This is a genomic window from Klebsiella sp. CN_Kp097 (assembly GCF_040064495.1).
GTDB classification, from domain to species: Bacteria; Pseudomonadota; Gammaproteobacteria; order Enterobacterales; family Enterobacteriaceae; genus Klebsiella; species Klebsiella aerogenes.
Map to the genome: position 1 here is coordinate 66746 of NZ_JBEAIL010000021.1, position 19197 is coordinate 85942.

The 19197-nt window shown below is 56.1% G+C and carries 18 protein-coding genes; 6 read left to right on the top strand and 12 right to left on the bottom strand.

Annotated elements, in window-relative coordinates; all coding sequences use genetic code 11:
• Nucleotides 1-52: 52 nt before the first annotated feature.
• The 3 genes from nagK (at nucleotide 53) to ABLV07_RS18145 (ending at nucleotide 3664) form a co-directional block, all read left to right on the top strand.
• Nucleotides 53-964: an N-acetylglucosamine kinase gene (gene nagK, locus ABLV07_RS18135; protein ID WP_015705055.1), complete on the top strand. Its 912-nt coding sequence runs from the start codon at nucleotides 53-55 to the stop codon at nucleotides 962-964.
• Nucleotides 965-978: 14 nt separating this feature from the next.
• The gene (cobB, locus tag ABLV07_RS18140; protein WP_042892240.1) at nucleotides 979-1803 is read left to right on the top strand and encodes a Sir2 family NAD+-dependent deacetylase; all 825 of its coding nucleotides are present in this window, start codon (nucleotides 979-981) and stop codon (nucleotides 1801-1803) included.
• Between the two features lie 232 nt (nucleotides 1804-2035).
• Complete coding sequence (locus ABLV07_RS18145; protein WP_348853525.1) at nucleotides 2036-3664, top strand: long-chain fatty acid--CoA ligase; 1629 nt, start codon at nucleotides 2036-2038, stop codon at nucleotides 3662-3664.
• An 80-nt stretch (nucleotides 3665-3744) separates the two neighbouring features.
• On the opposite strand, the gene potD is transcribed toward ABLV07_RS18145, so the two are convergent.
• The 4 genes from potD to potA are packed head-to-tail and all read right to left on the bottom strand — an operon-like array spanning nucleotide 3745 to nucleotide 7547.
• Nucleotides 3745-4791, bottom strand: a complete 1047-nt coding sequence (potD, locus tag ABLV07_RS18150) for a spermidine/putrescine ABC transporter substrate-binding protein PotD (protein WP_015367153.1) — start codon at nucleotides 4789-4791, stop codon at nucleotides 3745-3747.
• Entirely contained in the window at nucleotides 4788-5573 is a 786-nt protein-coding gene (potC, locus tag ABLV07_RS18155) for a spermidine/putrescine ABC transporter permease PotC (RefSeq protein ID WP_012968557.1), read from the bottom strand. The genes potD and potC overlap by 4 nt, the downstream gene beginning before the upstream one ends.
• A complete protein-coding gene (gene potB, locus ABLV07_RS18160; protein WP_015705059.1) occupies nucleotides 5570-6427 on the bottom strand; it encodes a spermidine/putrescine ABC transporter permease PotB in 858 nt (285 codons plus the stop codon). The genes potC and potB overlap by 4 nt, the downstream gene beginning before the upstream one ends.
• Nucleotides 6411-7547: a spermidine/putrescine ABC transporter ATP-binding protein PotA gene (gene potA / locus ABLV07_RS18165; RefSeq protein WP_047058277.1), complete on the bottom strand. Its 1137-nt coding sequence runs from the start codon at nucleotides 7545-7547 to the stop codon at nucleotides 6411-6413. Before potA ends, potB begins: the two co-directional genes overlap by 17 nt.
• A 254-nt stretch (nucleotides 7548-7801) precedes the next feature.
• Between potA and pepT the strand changes: the two genes are divergently transcribed.
• Nucleotides 7802-9025, top strand: a complete 1224-nt coding sequence (gene pepT / locus ABLV07_RS18170) for a peptidase T (protein WP_045361297.1) — start codon at nucleotides 7802-7804, stop codon at nucleotides 9023-9025.
• Between the two features lie 266 nt (nucleotides 9026-9291).
• On the opposite strand, the gene ABLV07_RS18175 is transcribed toward pepT, so the two are convergent.
• The 8 genes from ABLV07_RS18175 to rluE all read right to left on the bottom strand — a co-directional run bounded on the left by ABLV07_RS18175 (nucleotide 9292) and on the right by rluE (nucleotide 17170).
• Complete coding sequence (locus tag ABLV07_RS18175) at nucleotides 9292-10413, bottom strand: cupin domain-containing protein (RefSeq protein WP_015367148.1); 1122 nt, start codon at nucleotides 10411-10413, stop codon at nucleotides 9292-9294.
• Nucleotides 10414-10498: 85 nt separating this feature from the next.
• Nucleotides 10499-11965 carry a two-component system sensor histidine kinase PhoQ gene (gene phoQ, locus ABLV07_RS18180; protein WP_015705063.1) on the bottom strand — a complete coding sequence of 489 codons (1467 nt, stop codon included), beginning with the start codon at nucleotides 11963-11965 and terminating at the stop codon, nucleotides 10499-10501.
• Entirely contained in the window at nucleotides 11962-12636 is a 675-nt protein-coding gene (gene phoP / locus ABLV07_RS18185) for a two-component system response regulator PhoP (RefSeq protein WP_015367146.1), read from the bottom strand. The genes phoQ and phoP overlap by 4 nt, the downstream gene beginning before the upstream one ends.
• 168 nt (nucleotides 12637-12804) lie before the next feature.
• Nucleotides 12805-14175: an adenylosuccinate lyase gene (purB, locus tag ABLV07_RS18190; protein ID WP_015367145.1), complete on the bottom strand. Its 1371-nt coding sequence runs from the start codon at nucleotides 14173-14175 to the stop codon at nucleotides 12805-12807.
• Between the two features lie 3 nt (nucleotides 14176-14178).
• Nucleotides 14179-14820 (bottom strand): high frequency lysogenization protein HflD, encoded by a 642-nt coding sequence (gene hflD / locus ABLV07_RS18195; RefSeq protein ID WP_015367144.1) that lies wholly within the window; start codon nucleotides 14818-14820, stop codon nucleotides 14179-14181.
• A 56-nt stretch (nucleotides 14821-14876) separates the two neighbouring features.
• Nucleotides 14877-15983 (bottom strand): tRNA 2-thiouridine(34) synthase MnmA, encoded by a 1107-nt coding sequence (mnmA, locus tag ABLV07_RS18200; RefSeq protein ID WP_015367143.1) that lies wholly within the window; start codon nucleotides 15981-15983, stop codon nucleotides 14877-14879.
• Between the two features lie 56 nt (nucleotides 15984-16039).
• A complete protein-coding gene (locus ABLV07_RS18205; protein ID WP_015367142.1) occupies nucleotides 16040-16498 on the bottom strand; it encodes an NUDIX hydrolase in 459 nt (152 codons plus the stop codon).
• 21 nt (nucleotides 16499-16519) lie between these two features.
• Nucleotides 16520-17170 carry a 23S rRNA pseudouridine(2457) synthase RluE gene (rluE, locus tag ABLV07_RS18210; protein ID WP_032705674.1) on the bottom strand — a complete coding sequence of 217 codons (651 nt, stop codon included), beginning with the start codon at nucleotides 17168-17170 and terminating at the stop codon, nucleotides 16520-16522.
• A gap of 239 nt (nucleotides 17171-17409) precedes the next feature.
• Between rluE and icd the strand changes: the two genes are divergently transcribed.
• Both icd and ABLV07_RS18220 read left to right on the top strand, forming a co-directional pair.
• Entirely contained in the window at nucleotides 17410-18660 is a 1251-nt protein-coding gene (gene icd / locus ABLV07_RS18215; protein WP_015367140.1) for an NADP-dependent isocitrate dehydrogenase, read from the top strand.
• Between the two features lie 197 nt (nucleotides 18661-18857).
• Complete coding sequence (locus ABLV07_RS18220) at nucleotides 18858-19157, top strand: hypothetical protein (RefSeq protein WP_015367134.1); 300 nt, start codon at nucleotides 18858-18860, stop codon at nucleotides 19155-19157.
• Nucleotides 19158-19197: the final 40 nt, after the last annotated feature.

Sequence of the window (19197 nt, forward strand, 5' to 3'; positions counted from 1 at the left end):
CAGATACAGCCCAAAGGATGAGGGGTTGGGGCCAATAAGAGGAATGGCTGAAATGTACTACGGATTTGACATTGGCGGCAGCAAGATAGCATTGGGCGTATTTGATAACGCCCGGCAACTGCAGTGGGAAAAACGCGTCCCCACTCCAACGGAAAGCTATGAGGCTTTCCTGCAGGCGATTGAAGCGCTGGTTCGCGAAGCCGATCGGCGCTTTGGCGTGGAGGGCGCGGTCGGTATCGGTATCCCCGGCATGCCGGAAACCGCGGAGGGCAAGCTGTATGCCGCCAACGTACCCGCCGCCAGCGGCCAACCGCTGCGCGTTGATCTCAGCGCGCGCCTGGGGCGTGAAGTGCGTCTTGATAATGACGCCAACTGTTTTGCGTTATCTGAAGCGTGGGATGATGAATTTACCCAATATCCGCTGGTGATGGGATTAATCCTCGGCACCGGCGTGGGCGGCGGGATCGTGCTTAACGGTAAATCGATAACCGGCCACAGCTACATCACCGGCGAGTTCGGCCATATTCGTCTACCGGTAGACGCCCTGGAAGTGGTGGGGCGCGATTTTCCGCTGACCCGTTGCGGCTGTGGTCAGCTCGGCTGCATCGAGAACTATCTTTCCGGCCGCGGATTCGCCTGGCTGTATCAGCATTTTTATCACCAATCCTTAACTTCGCCGCGGATCGTCGATCTGTGGCTGCAGGGTGATGCGCAGGCGCGGGAGCACGTCGAGCGTTATCTCGATCTACTGGCCGTTTGTCTGGGCAATATCCTCACCATTGTCGATCCGGATCTGCTGGTGTTGGGTGGCGGATTATCTAATTTTACTGCTATAACCGAAGGGCTGGCGCAGCGCCTGCCGCGTCATTTGCTTCCAGTCGCCCGGGTGCCGCGCATTGAGCGCGCGCGTCATGGCGACGCCGGAGGTATGCGCGGTGCGGCCTTCCTTCATTTGACTCATTAATTACAGGGGTAGCTATGCTGTCGCGCCGCTTACATCGCTTAAGCCGTTTCCGCCGTAAAAAACGCCAGTTACGCGATCGCTTACGGCAACGTGTCTTCTTCGGCGAAGACAAAACGCCGCCGCAGGCAATAGATAAACCGCGGGTGGTGGTGTTAACCGGCGCCGGTATTTCGGCAGAGTCGGGGATTAAAACCTTCCGCGCCGCCGACGGTCTGTGGGAAGAACACCGGGTGGAGGACGTGGCGACACCGGAAGGTTTTGCCCGCGACCCGGCGCTGGTGCAGGCGTTTTATAACGCCCGCCGCCGCCAGTTGCAGAGCGCGGAGATCGCGCCTAATGCCGCGCATCTGGCGCTGGCGAAGCTGGAAGAGGTGCTTGGCGATCGTTTTCTGCTGGTGACGCAGAACATCGATAATCTGCACGAGCGCGCGGGTAACCGCCGGGTTATCCATATGCATGGCGAGTTGCTGAAGGTACGCTGTTCGTGGAGCGGGCAGGTGCTAGAATGGACCGGTGACGTGACGGTGGATGACAAATGCCACTGCTGCCAGTTCCCGGCGGCGCTGCGCCCGCACGTGGTATGGTTTGGCGAGATGCCGCTGGGGATGGATGAGATCTACAGCGGGTTGGCCGAGGCCGATATATTTATTGCTATCGGAACCTCTGGTCACGTTTATCCGGCGGCGGGTTTCGTCCATGAAGCCCGTCTGCACGGCGCGCATACCGTCGAGCTAAACCTTGAACCCAGCCAGGTCGGCAGCGAATTCGCTGAGAAACATTACGGGCTGGCAAGCGAAGTAGTGCCCGAGTTCATTGATAAGCTGCTGAAAGGACTTTAGTGGTCATACGCCGCGCCTTTTACTACGGGCGCGGCTTTCTGGTTCATTGCCCGCGGTTTTACTCTTGCGTAATCCCTCAATCGTTCCCCGGTAACTCAAATTTTGTGCGTTAGCGCTGATTTCCGTACGTTTTTTTGCGCGCAGCGACGAATCTGAACCAGATTTAAAGGCACCAGCTTTAACTCAGATAATCCCAGCAGCTATATCCTCAGCCTGTCCAGGAGCTTCAGTGATGCCTTCGCCGATGATTTATCAGCACTTAACTACCTCAGCGCTACTCGAACACGCGGCGCAGTATCATCGCGAGACGGAAATCGTCTCGGTGAGTACTGCCGGAAAAATAGAACGTAGCAGTTGGGGAGAAGTGGCCCGCAACGCCCGACGGCTGGCCTCGGCACTGGCGACGCTGGGCCTGCCCGCTGGCGCCCGCTGCGGTACGTTAGCGTGGAATAACCGTCGTCATCTCGAAATCTATTTCGCCGTCGCGTCCGGCGGTTGGGTGACACACACTATCAATCCGCGGCTGTCGGTCGAACATCTGTTGTATATCATCAATGATGCCGCCGATGAGGTGCTGTTTATTGACCAGACTTTCCTGCCATTAATACGGCAACTGCAGCCACAGCTACCGACGGTTAAACATATCGTATTGATGGAGCCGCATAGTGAAGACGCGCAGGATCTGCTGCCGTCGTTACGCTTTTTTGACCAGCTGTTGCAGCAGGGGGATGCCGACTATTGCTGGCCTGGGTTGAATGAGCTGACGTCTGCTTCGCTTTGTTATACCTCAGGGACCACCGGCAGGCCGAAAGGCGTACTGAATACCCATCGCTCGCTGGTGCTGCATGCGCTAAGCGGCAACCAGCCGGACGGTGCAGGCATTTCAGCGCAAGATTCGCTGTTGCCGGTAGTGCCGATGTTCCACGTCAACGCCTGGGGAACGCCGTTTATTGCCGCGATGGTCGGCGCGCGGCTGGTGTTGCCGGGGCCGCACCTGGATGGCGATAGCCTGTTGCGTCTGCTGAGCGCCGAGAAGGTCAGCGTGGCTTTTGGCGTGCCGGTGATTTGGGCCGGACTGCTGGCGGCGCTGCGTAAATCGGATCTTCGCCTGCCTTATTTCAAGCGCTCCTTCGTCGGTGGCTCGGCGTTACCGCCATCGATGAGAGAAGCGTTTAAGCGCGATTATGATATTGAGCTGATCCATGCCTGGGGGATGACGGAAACGTCGCCCATCGGTACGATCAATACGCTGCTCAGTAAGCACGCCGTACTCCCGGCGGAGCAGCAGCGTCAGCAGAGTGATGGGCAGGGACGGCCGATTTTCGGTATCGATCTGCGGGTGGTGGATATCGACGGGAAAGCGCTGCCTTGTGATGGCAAAAGTCAGGGATATTTGCAGGTTCGTGGCCACTGGGTGGTCGATCACTATTTTGGTCGCGATGAGAGTGCGCTGACCGCTGATGGCTGGTTTGATACCGGCGATATCGGAACCCTCGACGTTAACGGCTATCTGGTTATCCACGATCGAGCGAAAGATATTATTAAATCTGGTGGGGAGTGGATCTCGACCGTCGAGCTGGAGAATATCGCCATCGCCCATCCAGCGGTGCGCAGCGCCGCAGCGATTGCCGCACGTCATCCGCGTTGGGATGAACGCCCGGTGTTGCTATGCGTCCGCGCTGACGGGGGCGAAGTCGAAGAGGCCGATCTGCTGGCCTGGTATCAGGAGCGGGTGCCGAAATGGCAGATCCCCGACCGCATAATTTTTATCGATGCGTTGCCGGTTAGCGCCACCGGTAAGGTGCTGAAGAATCGCCTTCGTGACGAGTACGGCCAGATTTTAATGCGCGAGGAAAGATGACCACTGCTGAGTCTGTGCATTATCTACAGCATCGGGCGGGCAGGGGGAAAAAGGCGGAACCAGGGTTCCGCCTTACGGGGTTAGCGCCCGGCTTTCAGTTTCTGGTAATACTCTTCATAAATGGCGCTGGCGCTGCCGACGTCATTTTGCCATTCGCCTTTTTCGATAGTGGCGGCATCCGGATACAGCGATTTATCGTTGGCGACTTCCGGGCTGAGCATTTTGCGCGCGGCCAGGTTTGGCGTCGGATAGCCGATAGTTTCGGCTACCTGTTTCGCGACATCAGGGCGCAGCAGGAAGTTAATCAACTTCAGCGCGCCGTCAACGTTTTTGGCATTCGCCGGAATCGACAGGCTATCCATCCAGAAAATGCCGCCTTCTTTTGGCCAAATCACTTCCAGCGGGGTACCTGCCTGACGCGCGACATAAGCGGAACCGTTCCAGACCATGCCAAGGTTCACTTCGCCTTCCATATACGGGTTTGCCGGGTTATCGGAGTTGAACGCCGCGACGTTTGGCATCAGCTTTCTCAGCTCGTTATAAGCCGCTTCAATCTCTTTTGGATCGGTGGTGTTGCCGGAATAGCCCAGTTTGCGCAGCGCCATCTGGAACACCTCGCGCGCGTCGTCGGTCAGCAGCAGGCTGCTTTTATATTCCGGTTTCCACAGGTCGGCCCAACTGGTCACGGTTTTCGGGTCGATAGCATCGCTATTGACGCCGATTGCCGTCGCGCCCCAGATGTAGGGAATCGAGTAGTCGTTATTTGGGTCGAAAGGTTTATTCAGCATCTGCGGATCGAGGTTGCTGAAGTTACTCAGCTTGCTCTTGTCAATCTTTTGCAGCATGCCTTCTTTGCGCATTTTGTCGACGAAATAGGTTGATGGCACCACCAGATCGTAAGCGCCGTCTTTATAGGTTTTGAGCTTGGCGTACATGGTTTCATTCGACTCGTAGGTCGAATAGATCACCTTGATGCCGGTCTCTTTGGTGAACTGTTCCAGCAGGCCTGGCGGCACGTATTCAGTCCAGTTATAGAAGTAAAGCGTTTTGCTATCGTCCGCCTGCGCGGCGCCCATGCCCAAAGCCAGAGCGCCCGCGGCGAGCAGGTGGCGTGACCATTTTTTCATTTTAACGTCCCCTGAGTTTTATCACGTGCAATTAACTGACTGGCGATAACCATCACCAGCGAAAGAACCAACAGAATCGTCGCCAGCGCGTTCACTTCTGGTGAAACGCCGACCTTCACCATGGAGTAGATCTTCAGCGGCAGGATTTCATAACCCGGACCGGTGACAAACGAAGAGACCACCACGTCATCCATCGACAGGGTAAAGCTCAATAGCCACCCGGCCGCTACCGCCGGCAGCGCCAGCGGCAGGATGATTTTGCGCAGGATGGTCATCTCGCTGGCGCCGAGATCTTTCGCCGCTTCCAGCATGCGCACATCAAAGCCTTTCAGGCGAGAGAACACGGTCACCACCACGAATGGCAGGCAGAAGGTGATATGCGAAAACAGCAGCGACCAGAAACCCAATTGAATACCGATCAGCATAAACAGCACCAGCAGGGAGATAGCCATCACGATATCCGGCGACATCATCACGACGAATAGCATTCCGCTGACGAACGGCTTACCGCGAAAACGGTAGCGATACAGCGCCACGGCGGTGAGCGAGCCGATAAGCGTGGCGAAGGTTGCCGACAGCACCGCCATGGTCAGCGAGTGCTGGGCGGCCTGCAGCAGGCTATCGTTATTCATCAGCAGGCTATACCAGTCGGTGGTGAAGCCTTGCCAGTTAATGCCAAAGCGCGAGCGGTTAAACGAGTTAACGATCAGAATAATAATAGGGATGTAGAGATACGCGTAAATGGCGGTCATAAAGCCGCCGCGCAGCAGTCGACCGATCATTCCAGCTCCACTTTTTTATTCAGCAGGCGCGCCGCGCGCCAGTAAATCAACAACATCAGCCCCATCACCAGCGTTAAGGTAATACTGGTTGCCGCGCCGAACGGCCAGTCGCGGATATTAAGGAACTGACTCTTAATAACGTTGCCGATCAGCAGGTTTTTGGCGCCGCCCATCAGGTCTGAGACGTAAAAGAGCCCCATTGCCGGCAGCATCACCAGCAGACAGCCGGCGATAATTCCCGGCATGGTCAGTGGAATAATGATGCGGATAAAAGTCTGCAGCTTGCTGGCGCCGAGATCTTTTGCCGCCTCCAGCAGCGGGCGATCCAGTTTCTCAATGCTGGAGTAGAGCGGCATCACCATAAACGGCAGCAAAATATAGACCAGGCCGATAATCACTGCCGATGGCGTGTACATAATGCGTACCGGCGTATCGATAACCCCCAACCACAGCAGGAACTCGTTCAGATAGCCTTTGGTGCTGAGGAAAATCTTCAGCCCATAGATGCGGATCAGCGAGTTCGTCCAGAACGGGACGATCAGCAAGAACAGCAGCAGCGGGCGTACCTTTTGCGGCAAGCGCGCCAGGAACCACGCGAACGGGTAGCCCAACGCCAGGCAGGCGAGGGTCGCCAGCAGCGCCATATTCAACGAGTGCAGCAGCACATCGTAATAGAGCGGATCCAGCAGCCGCGAGTAGTTATCCAGCGTGAAGACCATTTTGACGAAGTTCGCATCGTCGCGGGTCAGAAAGCTGGTGGCGATGATCATCAGGTTGGGCAGGAAAACGAACAGCACAAGCCAGCCCACGATGGTGGCGATCACCACATTCTGGAATTTACTGGTGTTCTTCATCGGCCAGCACAACCTCCCAGCTTTCTACCCAGTTAATCGCCATTTTCTGGTCGAGCGAGTGGTCAAAGTCCGGATCGTCTTCATTGAAGAATTCGCTGACCATAACCATCTTGCCGTTTTCCAGCTCAACAACCGACTCAAGGGTCATCCCCTTGTAGTTGCGCTCGCGCACGTAGCCGATAAGGCCGTCAGCTTCGCTGCCGTGATGAATTTCATCCACGCGGAGATCTTCTGGACGCAGCAGTACGTTCAGCTGTTGCCCTTTTTCAACGGCGAAGTTGACGTAGATATTGCACTCGCGGCCTTCGACGCAGGCGCGTACGCGCTGTTCATCCAGACGGTCAATGACGGTCGCGTTGAAGATGTTGATTTCGCCTATAAAACTGGCGACGAACAGATTCTTCGGCTCTTCGTAGATTTCACGCGGAGTGCCGTCCTGCTCGATTTTGCCATCGCGCATCACCACAATGCGGTCGGACATGGTCAGGGCTTCTTCCTGGTCATGGGTGACGAAAACAAAAGTGATGCCGAGCTTGCGCTGTAGCGCTTTGAGTTCGTTCTGCATCTGCTTACGCAGCTTGTAGTCGAGCGCCGAGAGGGATTCATCAAGCAGCAGCAGACGCGGTTTGTTGACCACCGCCCGGGCGATGGCGACGCGCTGCTGCTGGCCGCCGGAGAGCTGGTGGGGCTTACGCTGGGCAAACGCCTCCAGCTGTACCATTTTCAAAGCGTCCATCACCCGCGGGGTGATTTCTGCCGCCGGGGTTTTCTGCATCCGCAGGCCGAAGGCGACGTTTTCAAACACGGTCATGTGCGGGAAAAGCGCATAGCTTTGGAATACGGTATTGACGTGGCGGTTTTCCGCCGGAACATGGGTGATATCCTGGTCTTCAAGGTGGATACGTCCGACATCGACGCTTTCCAGACCAGCGATTAGACGAAGAACGGTTGTTTTACCGCAGCCAGAGGGGCCAAGCAGGGTGAGAAATTCACCATTATTGATGGTTAAGTTGAGATCGGAGATAACGGTCTTACCATCAAAGCTTTTGCGAATTCCCGCCAGTTGTACCAGCGGAGAAAGCGAACGCGGTTGTATATTCAATTTTTGACTCTGTCCCATGTAGACGCAACGGAAAAGGGATCGCTGCGGGGTTTGTGATTAACCACCTTTGGGGTTGCACATAATTAATAAGGGCCAGCATTTTACGGCAAACGATTGTAATCGCCAATCATTGTTGTACCGCGGTGTACCACCTTTACACATAATGCATGTAAATGTATTAAATTTTGGTTTACGGGCTAAAAATGACCTGACGCAATATTTGTCTTTTCGCCCTTATTGATAATGTTGTCACAAAAAAAGAGGGTGGCCACATGGATAAATTGCTTGAGCGTTTTCTGCAGTATGTTTCTTTAGATACGCAATCGAAGCCTGGCGTGCGTCAGGTTCCCAGTACCGAAGGGCAGTGGAAGCTGCTGCGTTTGCTGCAGAGCCAGTTGGAAGAGATGGGGCTGGTCAACGTGACGCTAAGTGAAAAGGGCACGGTGATGGGGACGCTGCCGGCCAACGTCGCAGGCGAAATCCCGGCCATCGGTTTTATTTCCCACGTTGATACCTCGCCGGATTTCAGCGGCAAGAACGTGAATCCGCAAATTGTCGAAAACTACCGCGGCGGCGATATCGCCCTCGGCATCGGCGATGAAGTGTTGTCGCCGGTGATGTTCCCGGTCCTGCATCAGCTGTTAGGCCAGACCCTGATCACCACCGACGGTAAAACGCTGCTTGGCGCCGACGATAAAGCGGGCATCGCAGAGATCATGACGGCGCTGGCGACGCTGCAGGCGAAAAAGATCCCTCACGGCGATATTCGCGTCGCCTTTACGCCGGATGAAGAAGTCGGCAAAGGCGCGAAGCACTTTGACGTCGCCGCATTTGATGCCCGCTGGGCGTACACCGTGGATGGCGGCGGGGTCGGTGAGCTGGAATTTGAAAACTTCAATGCCGCGTCGGTCACTATCAAAATCGTTGGCAATAATGTGCATCCCGGCACCGCGAAAGGGGTGATGGTTAACGCTTTATCGCTGGCGGCGCGAATTCATGCCGAAGTGCCCGCCAATGAAGCGCCTGAAACTACCGACGGTTATGAAGGCTTTTATCACCTGACCAGCATCAAGGGCAGCGTCGACCGGGCGGAGATGCACTACATTTTGCGCGATTTCGATCGCAAGCAGTTTGAAGCGCGCAAACGCAAAATGATGGAGATCGCCAAAAAGGTCGGTAAAGGGCTACATCCGGATTGCTACATCGAACTGGTGATCGAAGATAGTTATTACAACATGCATGAGAAGGTGATTGCCCATCCGCATGTAGTGGACATCGCGCGTCAGGCGATGGTGGACTGCGATATCGAGCCGCAGATAAAGCCAATCCGCGGCGGTACGGACGGCGCCCAGCTCTCTTTCATGGGCTTACCGTGCCCGAACCTATTTACCGGCGGCTACAACTATCACGGTAAGCACGAGTTTGTCACTCTGGAGGGCATGGAGAAAGCCGTGCAGGTGATTGTGCGGATTGCGGAGCTGACGGCAAAACGTTAAACCCAGAGCCCGGTCCTGTAGGCCCGGTAAGCGCAGCGCCACTGGGCAGGGTGTAGGTTGATGCCGTTTGTAGGCCCGGTAAGCGTAGCGCCACCGGGCAGGATGCGGGTTGATGCCGTTTGTAGGCCCGGTAAGCGCAGTGCCACCGGGCAGGGTGTAGGTTGATGCCATTTGTCGGCCCAGTAAGCGTAGCGCCACCGGGCGGGGTATGGGTTGATGCCGTTTGTCGGCCCGGTAAGCGCAGCGCCACCGGGCAGGGTGTCGACTCAGTCCTCGAAGAACCAGTATCCGCTGTTGACCAGCGCCGCCAGCATGGCGAGGAAAGATGGGTCTTCCAGCGCATCGCCGAAATGTTCGGCGCGTAGCGACAGATGCGTTGCCAGGGCGTCAAGCGCCGGGCGATGCGGAGAGTCGATTTTCTCGCCGTTAACGAACACTTCGCCATCGATCCGCAGCACGCGCAGGCCGCCAAGGCGGGCGAGCTTATCGCCCTGCTGCAGCGCATCGTAAATTTCATCCGGCTGGTATGGCGGCTCCGGCGGCGCTACGTCAAGCTCGTGGCGGGATTGGGTAATGAACTCGCCAAACCACTGCTTAAAGTGTTCAGGTTGGTTAATCAGCCCCAGCATCATCTCACGCAGGCGATCCAGTTCAACCGGCAGAATATCGGCCGGATGGTCGCGGGATGGCACGTCCGGATCGGCATAGCGCTGGCTGCCCAACTCTCGTTGCAAAATATAGTCAGCAAAACCGCTGAACAGCTCGCGGGCATTCGGCGCACGATAGCCGACCGAATAGTTAAGCGAATTTTCCAGAGAATAGCCTTCATGTGGGAATCCTGGCGGAATGTAGAGAATATCGCCAGGTTCCATCTCTTCATCGATGATGGCCTCGAATGGATCAACCTGTAGCAGATCGGGATGCGGGCAGTGCTGCTTCATCGGCACCTTTTCGCCCACGCGCCAGCGCCGGCGCCCGGTGCCCTGAATAATAAACACGTCGTATTGATCAAGGTGTGGACCCACGCCGCCGCCGGGAACGGAGAAAGAGATCATCAGGTCATCGATACGCCAGTCCGGCAGGGCGCGGAAGGGATGCATCAATGCCGCCGTCGGCTCGTGCCAGTTGTTTACTGCTTGCACCAGCAGCGACCAGTTGTTCTCGCTAAGATGATCGTAGCTTTCAAATGGACCATGGCTGACCTGCCATTTTCCGTCCTGATGGCTCACCAGGCGGCTGTCGACCTCACTCTCCATGGCCAGGCCGGCCAGTTCATCCGGGCTGATTGGGTCGATGAAATTGGCGAAGCCGCGCTTTAACACTACCGGGCGTTTTTGCCAGTAGCGTTCGATGAAGTCGGGCCAGTTAAGCGTTAATTGATAGTCCATATTTATATTCCACAGCAGGTGTCTGTCTGGGATTATAACGGATGCGGCGCCGCGGCGATGCAGGCGCCGTTAAAAAACTGTTGCGTTAGCTCTCTTTATCATCAGGAAGCTGGCGGCCAAAGATAACTTCCATGCAGGCGCCGCCGAGCAGGCTGTCGCCGGTCAGGATATCGCCGTCGTACTGTTCGACGATATCGCGGGCGACAGACAGGCCTACCCCCTGACCCGGACGCAACGTATCGGCGCGCTGGCCGCGATCGAACACCGCCGTGCGTTGGTTGCGGGGGATACCGGGGCCGTCGTCCTCCACCAGAATATGCAACTGGTTGTCGTTGGTCTGGCGTACCGAGACTTCGACAAACTCCAGACAGTACTTGCAGGCGTTATCGAGAACGTTGCCCATCACTTCCATAAAGTCGTTCTGCTCGCCGACAAAGCTTATCTCCGGCGAAATATCCAGCGTGATGTTGACCCCTTTACGCTGGTAGACCTTATTTAAAGCAGAGGTCAGGCTATCCAGCAGCGGGGCGATGGGGTGCAGTTCCCGGCTGAGAAGCGCATTGCCGCTGCGCATGCTGGCGCGGTGGAGATAGTAGCCGATTTGCTGCGAGATGCGGCTAATCTGCTCCAGCATTACCGGCTCAGCTTCGCTGACGCTGATTTTCTCGCCGCGCAACGAGCGCAGGGTACTTTGCAGCACCGCCAGCGGCGTTTTCAGGCTGTGGGTTAAGTCAGTGAGGGTGGTTCGGTATTTGTCATAGCGGTCACGCTCGCTTTTCAGCAGGCGATTGAGGTTACTGACCAGGCCGGTAAGTTCACGAGTGGTGTGAGAATCGAGCCTCTCGCGATGATGTTCTTCCAGCTCGCGGACCTCTTTCGCCAGGGATTCGATAGGGCGTAAACTCCACCAGGCGGCAAGCCACAGCAGCGGAATGACCAGCAACAGGTTGGCCGCCAGCACGTAAATAAACCAGCTCCACACCATATAAGAGCGTTTTAGCTCCACCGGAATGGTGTCGACCACCACAATACTCAATTGCGGCATCGTCGCGGTGGCTGGATAGAGATTAATCGCCACCGAGTGCGTCATCTCCGAGGAGTCGTCTTCCTCGCGGATGGCGTCAAGCTGTTCGCGCATTTCATCATTATTGCGCAGCAGCAGACTACTGCTGCCAACATCGGCTTCTATTTCATGAAAGCCGTTGCTTTTCAGCCATTCAGGTTGGATCCGCTTCACCAGCCACGGGACGTCATGCTGCGCCCACAGCAGTTTACCTTTGGCGTCGTAAATCAGCGTCACCGTCGGGCTCTGCATGTTCAGGTGTTCGGGGATATCGACATCGATGTGGTTATTTTCCCACTTCGCCAGCATGTAGAACAGGTTGCTCTCGCCGCGCAGCAGGCGGAAGGTGGTTTTATCAAAGCTCACGCTGTAGCCTACCAGCGCAACCATGCCGTACGCCAACGACAGGATCAGTACCACGGCGGCGGTCGCCAGCAGAAAGCGGACGCGCAGAGAAAGCGGAAGAATATGTCGTAACACGCTTTTCATCCGCGCAGTTCGAATAAGTAGCCCTGGCCGCGCACGGTGGTGATCACGTCCTGCGGATATTGCGCCTGGATTTTCTTACGCAGCCGCCCCATCAACACATCGATGGTGTGGCTTTCGCGGAGTTCGGCATCCGGGTAGAGCTGCAGCATTAGCGAATCTTTGCTCACCACTTTGCCGCGGTTACGGATCAGCGTTTCCATGATGGTGTACTCAAAGGCGGTGAGCTTGATCGGCTGTTCATTGACCGATAACTCGCGGCGCGATAAATCCACCTGGAACGGCGGGATCGAGATAACCTGCGAGGCCAGACCGCTATTGCGACGCAGCAACGCCTGCATGCGGGCGGCGACCTCTTCGATATGGAAGGGTTTGGTGACGTAATCATCGGCGCCAGCGCTCAGCACCTCAACTTTATCCTGCCAGCCTTCACGGGCGGTCAGCACCAGTACCGGTACCGATACGTCGTGACTGCGCCAGCGGCGGATTAGCGACAGACCGTCTTCATCCGGTAGGCCGAGGTCAACGATGGCGACATCCGGGATGTGCTCGCCCAGGTAGTAGTCTGCTTCCTTTGCATCTTCCGCAGCATCCACCTGATGCCCCAATTCCTGTAGCTGGACCTTGAGGTGATGGCGCAGCAGAGCATTATCCTCAACGACGAGTACGCGCATGCCCATTCTCCATTTCATTTTCGATTTTAATAGTTTAACGCCATTATGTGGGGCTGGGGGTAAACATTATTTAAACCAGGCGGGAGAGCGCGTTTTTCTGCGTGGAAAGCGGGGGATTGCCAGGTAGCATGCGCGAAGAGATTGCCCATGCTACCTGAGTCAGGCCGGTTACTTCAGCTCGTCGACCATGGTGGTCGCGCGGCCGATGTAGTTAGCCGGGGTCATCGCCTTCAGGCGGATTTTTTCTGCTTCCGGCAGCGGCAGGCCGTCGATGAACTGCTGCATGCCTTCGGCATCAACGCGCTTACCGCGGGTCAGCTCTTTCAGCTTCTCGTACGGTTTTTCGATACCGTAGCGGCGCATGACGGTCTGGATCGGCTCAGCCAGCACTTCCCAGTTGTGGTCCAGTTCGTCCAGCAGACGATCCTGGTTCAGCTCCAGTTTGCTCACGCCTTTCAGCGTGGATTGGTACGCGATCAGCGCATAACCGATACCTACGCCGAGGTTACGCAGCACGGTGGAGTCAGTCAGGTCGCGCTGCCAGCGGGAAACCGGCAGTTTGCTGGCCAGATGCTGCATCACGGCGTTCGCCAGGCCGAGGTTGCCTTCGGAGTTTTCGAAGTCAATCGGGTTCACTTTATGCGGCATGGTCGAAGAGCCGATTTCGCCGGCGATGGTTTTCTGTTTGAAGTGGTTGAGCGCAATGTAGCCCCACACATCGCGATCGAAATCGATCAGGATGGTGTTGAAGCGCGCCATGCAATCGAACAGTTCGGCAATGTAGTCGTGCGGCTCGATCTGGGTGGTGTACGGGTTCCATTGAATGCCAAGCGAAGTAACGAACTCTTCACTGAACTGGTGCCAGTCAACTTCCGGATAGGCAGCGATGTGGGCGTTGTAGTTACCGACCGCGCCGTTGATTTTACCGAGGATTTCCACCTGATTCAGCTGACGGTACTGGCGCTCCATACGGTAGGCGACGTTGGCCATCTCTTTGCCCATGGTGGACGGGGTAGCCGGTTGACCGTGGGTACGAGAAAGCAGCGGCACGTCACGGTATTGGGTCGCCAGATCTTTAATCGCGTCAATCAGCTTGCGCCAGTACGGCAGCACCACTTCGTCACGTGCGGTTTTCAGCATCAGCGCGTGCGACAGGTTGTTGATGTCTTCAGAAGTACAGGCGAAGTGAATGAATTCTGACACCGCGTGCAGCTCGGCGATATCGGCGACTTTTTCCTTGAGGAAATATTCTACCGCTTTCACGTCGTGGTTGGTGGTGCGTTCGATGGTTTTGATACGCTCCGCGTCCTCTACGCTGAAGTCGGCAACGATTTTATCAAGGAAACCGTTTGCGTCGGCAGCAAAAGCAGGAACTTCCTTGATCGCTGCGTGCGCGGCCAGTTTTTGCAGCCAGCGGACTTCTACCTGTACACGGAATTTCAGCAAACCGAATTCGCTGAAGATACCGCGCAGCGCGCTGACTTTATCGCCGTAGCGGCCGTCTACGGGGGAAACGGCGGTCAGTGAGGATAATTCCATAAATCATAACTCCGGGGTTAAATGAGCAAGAATTTGTTTTGCCTGGTTAACCAGACGATTGCGAGAAAACATGAGCTGCAGACGTCCGCCGCCAACCTGATGCCATAGCACGGCGGAACGAATGCCGGCGAGCAGGGTAGAACGGACTTTCGCCTGAACCTGCGGGCTTTGCAGCACGGCAGGGGAACCTGTGACCTGAATGCGCGGCCCCAGTGGGCTGATGACGTCAACGTAAATGCCGGCCATCGCGCTGAGCAGCGTTTCAGATTGTAGATCAAAATGTTCTAACTGACGGCGCAGGCCGCCGATGCGGTTGCCGAGGGTATCCATCGCCCCTTTGCTGGCGGCGAGTTTACGTTCCAGCACCATCAGGCTTAATGTGTAGCGGGTGAGCTCCGCGTTGAGGCCCTGACGGCTGCTGGTATTCAGCACGCCGAGCAGAGTCTCAAGCCCGAGACGAAGATTGGCTTCACTCCCACCGAATACCGCCAGCGTTGAATCCGGGTCGAGATCGATGATGCTGTTCAGCGAAACGTGCAGGGCGTCGCTGTCGCAATGCCCCTGATGCGCCAGTTGCTGAACCAGCCGCGCCGCCTGGCATACGCCCGCCAACGCCAGAGTGATGTCATAATAATTCTTCGCCACGCTTACTCCTTGTAACCCGCCGGGCGTTAATCAGGCATCCGGCGGAAAATGGTCGATCAAGACGCCAGCGGCAGACGCTGTTCGATAATTCCGCCGCCGAGACACACTTCGCCGCTATAGAAAACAGCCGACTGTCCCGGCGTCACGGCGGCGACGGGTTCATCAAAGATAACCTCGATGCGGTCGTCATCCAGCGCCTTCACGGTGCAGGGGATGTCGGTCTGGCGGTAGCGGGTTTTCACCGTGCAGCGAAGGGTGCCCTGCAGCGGCTGACGATCGACCCAGTGTAACTGCTGGGCAATCAGGCCGACGGACATCAGACGCGGGTGATCGTGACCCTGGGCGACGATCAGCACGTTGTTTTCCACGTCTTTATCGACCACGTACCACGGATCTTCGCTACCTTCTTTGGTGCCGCCGATGCCGAGCCCTTTACGCTGGCCGAGGGTGTGATACATCAGCCCCTGGTGTTCGCCGATCTCATCGCCGTCGACGGTGATGATTTTGCCCGGCTGCGCAGGCAGATAGCGGCCCAGGAAGTCGCGGAACTTACGCTCGCCGATAAAGCAGATGCCGGTAGAGTCTTTTTTCTTCGCGGTGATAAGATCCAGCTCTTCGGCGATTTTACGCACCTGCGGTTTTTCCAGCTCACCGACCGGGAACAGACTTTGCGCGATTTGTTCGTGGCTGAGGGTGTAGAGGAAATAGCTCTGGTCTTTATTGCCGTCGAGCCCGCGCAACAGTTGGCTTTTGCCGTTGACATCGGCGCGGCGCACGTAGTGACCGGTGGCGATGTAGTCAGCGCCGAGGTCTTCTGCGGCGAACTCAAGGAAGGCTTTGAATTTGATCTCTTTGTTGCACAGGATATCCGGGTTCGGCGTACGGCCTGCTTTATACTCTTCGAGGAACAGCTCGAAGACGTTATCCCAGTATTCTGCGGCAAAGTTGACGGTATGCAGTTCAATACCGAGCTTATCGCAGACGGCTTGCGCGTCGGCGAGGTCGGCAGCGGCGGTGCAGTATTCCTCACCGTCGTCTTCCTCCCAGTTCTTCATGAACAGGCCTTCCACCTTATACCCTTGCTGTTGCAGAAGGTAGGCGGAAACAGAGGAATCGACGCCGCCGGACATGCCGACGATCACTTTTTTTGGACTTTCTGACATTGGAATACTCACCACATTGAACTTCAAGGCGGCGTATTCTAGCACGCGTCAACCGTTCAGGCACCCCCTGTGAACGGCCAGTTAAATTCCGCAATCAGCGACAGCGGATGCCGCGGATCCTGCTGATAGCTGCGAATGCTTTCCGCCACCAGCGGCGAGCGCAGGTTTTTAGCGTTAAGAATTTCCTCAGCGCTGAGCCACAGACAGCGATCGATGTCGCTGTCGTGCGGTTCAGTAGCGCACGTATCGTTAAGCTCAATGGCAAACAGGAAGCGCAGGAATGGCGTATTATCCGGGGCCTGCCACTGGTGCATGCGGATGAAGTGCTGCGGCGCGGCGCGAATACCGGTCTCTTCCCACAGTTCGCGCTCGGCGGCCTGCGCCAGGGTCTCATTGGCCTCAAGATGACCGGCTGGCTGGTTCCATAGCGCTTTGCCGTTAATCGTCTCTTCAACAATCAGGAATTTGCCTTTGGCGTGTACCACGCAGGCGACGGTGACGTGCGGTTTAAACATCGAGCTTCCTTATGAATGCGGTTATTCGGTTTGACGCCACTCGCCGTTGGCTAAACCATCAAGCGTATAGCCGCCCATGGCGTAGCGAATTAGCCTTAGCGTCGGAAAACCGACGTGGGCGGTCATCCGGCGAACCTGACGGTTGCGTCCCTCATAGAGGGTGATTTTTAGCCAGCGAGTGGGAATCGATTTACGCTCGCGAATCGGCGGATTGCGCGGCCAAAGCCAGGCGGGTTCATCCACCAGCTCCACGCCGGCGGGTAGGGTGGGTCCATCGTTTAGCGTCACTCCGTCGCGCAGCGCGCGGATCGCTTCTTCTGTAGGTTCGCCTTCCACCTGAACGAAATAAATCTTGCCGGTGCGCTTGCCGGGCTGGGTCAGTTTTGCCTGTAGCGCGCCGTCGTTGGTCAGCACCAGCAGACCTTCGCTGTCGCGGTCAAGGCGACCGGCAGCGTAAACGCCGGCGACAGGGATAAAATCCTTCAGCGTGCGACGCCCGGACTCGTCGGTAAACTGCGGCAACACATCGTAGGGTTTATTGAACAAGATCACAGTTTTAAGCTGGCGTTCTTTACGTTGTCTGGTCACTTGTTGTGTGCTGAATCGCTCAACGCGATGTTTTCTAAATGAAGTTTTCTGCATGGTATTTTCAGGCTCTCTCAATTGCCGCATTATAGCCTAATTACGAATGCCTTTCATGGACGCAAACATTCAGGTAGTATTGACATGCTCATTACAAATTATTAACAAAAAATTGCTCAAACCGATTCGCAATACAGGCAGGAAGGCAACACGGACGCGAATCTCCGGTTAGCGGGGCAACCCGGTACTCAGGAGTAGGCCGACTAAGCCAACACCAGGCTCGCGTGAAGAGGGAAGAGCAGAACCAGAAGCGCTCGAAGGAGAGGTTAATGGAAAGCAAAGTAGTAGTTCCGGCGGAAGGTCAGAAAATCACCCTGCAAAACGGCAAACTGAACGTCCCTCATAACCCGATTATCCCGTTCATTGAAGGCGACGGTATCGGTGTTGACGTTACCCCAGCGATGCTGAAAGTGGTTGATGCCGCCGTTGAGAAAGCCTATAAAGGCGAGCGTAAAATTTCCTGGATGGAAGTTTACACCGGTGAAAAATCTACCCACGTTTACGGCCAGGATGTCTGGCTGCCTGCTGAAACCCTCGATCTGATTCGTGATTACCGTGTTGCTATTAAAGGTCCTCTGACGACGCCAGTTGGCGGCGGCATCCGTTCTCTGAACGTGGCGCTGCGTCAGGAGCTGGATCTCTACGTTTGCCTGCGTCCGGTACGTTACTATCAGGGCACCCCGAGCCCGGTTAAACACCCGGAGCTGACCGATATGGTTATCTTCCGTGAAAACTCCGAAGATATTTATGCGGGTATCGAGTGGAAAGCAGACTCTGCCGAAGCTGACAAAGTTATCAAATTCCTGCGCGATGAGATGGGTGTGAAGAAAATTCGCTTCCCGGAACATTGCGGTATCGGCATCAAGCCGTGCTCTGAAGAAGGGACCAAACGCCTGGTACGCGCCGCTATCGAATATGCGATCACTAACGATCGTGATTCCGTGACCCTGGTGCACAAAGGCAACATCATGAAGTTCACCGAAGGCGCGTTCAAAGACTGGGGTTACCAGCTGGCTCGCGAAGAGTTCGGCGGTGAGCTGATCGACGGCGGCCCGTGGGTGAAAATCAAGAACCCGAAGACCGGCAAAGAGATCGTGGTTAAAGACGTGATCGCCGATGCGTTCCTGCAGCAAATCCTGCTGCGTCCGGCTGAATACGATGTTATCGCCTGTATGAACCTGAACGGCGACTATATCTCTGACGCCCTTGCGGCGCAGGTTGGCGGTATCGGTATCGCGCCGGGCGCCAACATTGGCGACGAGTGCGCGCTGTTCGAAGCCACCCACGGTACCGCGCCGAAGTATGCCGGCCAGGACAAAGTGAACCCAGGTTCCATTATCCTATCTGCAGAAATGATGCTGCGCCACATGCAGTGGTTCGAAGCCGCAGACCTGATCGTTAAAGGCATGGAAGGCGCCATCGCCGCCAAGACCGTGACCTATGACTTCGAGCGTCTGATGGAAGGCGCGAAACTGCTGAAATGCTCTGAGTTCGGCGACGCGATCATCAAAAACATGTAATCCATTTTTCTGTATTAATGCGAAACGGGAGCCTAAGGGTTCCCGTTTTTATTTGTTGTGTACCGGGTTATCCATAATTAAATAACAGTGAGCTATTCATGCCCGCTGCCGCTTGCTACGGTAAATCATCCATTGGCTGTATTTATTGCCATATTTTGCCTGGTTTTTTTCAGGTTATTATTATTAGAGGTGATATTATGAAAAAGATTATTCTGACCCTGGTATTAGCATCAGCAAGTATTTCTGCCTTCGCGGGTTACCATCCGGTCGCAAGGACCGCAGCTGTAGCCTCAGCCGATCATCCAGTGGCGGTCGCGGCGGCAACCAGCGATAATGGCAACCATCCGGTGGCGCGTACTACGGCTGTCGCCACAGCGGACCATCCGGTGGCGGTGGCGGCGGCAACCAGCGATAACGGTCGCCATCCTGTGGCGCGTACCACGGTTGTCGCTTCAGCGGATCATCCGGTCGCGGCGGCGGCAGTGACCAGCCATTAATAATCATCTTCCCGGCGCCACGCCGGGATTTTGCCCCCGC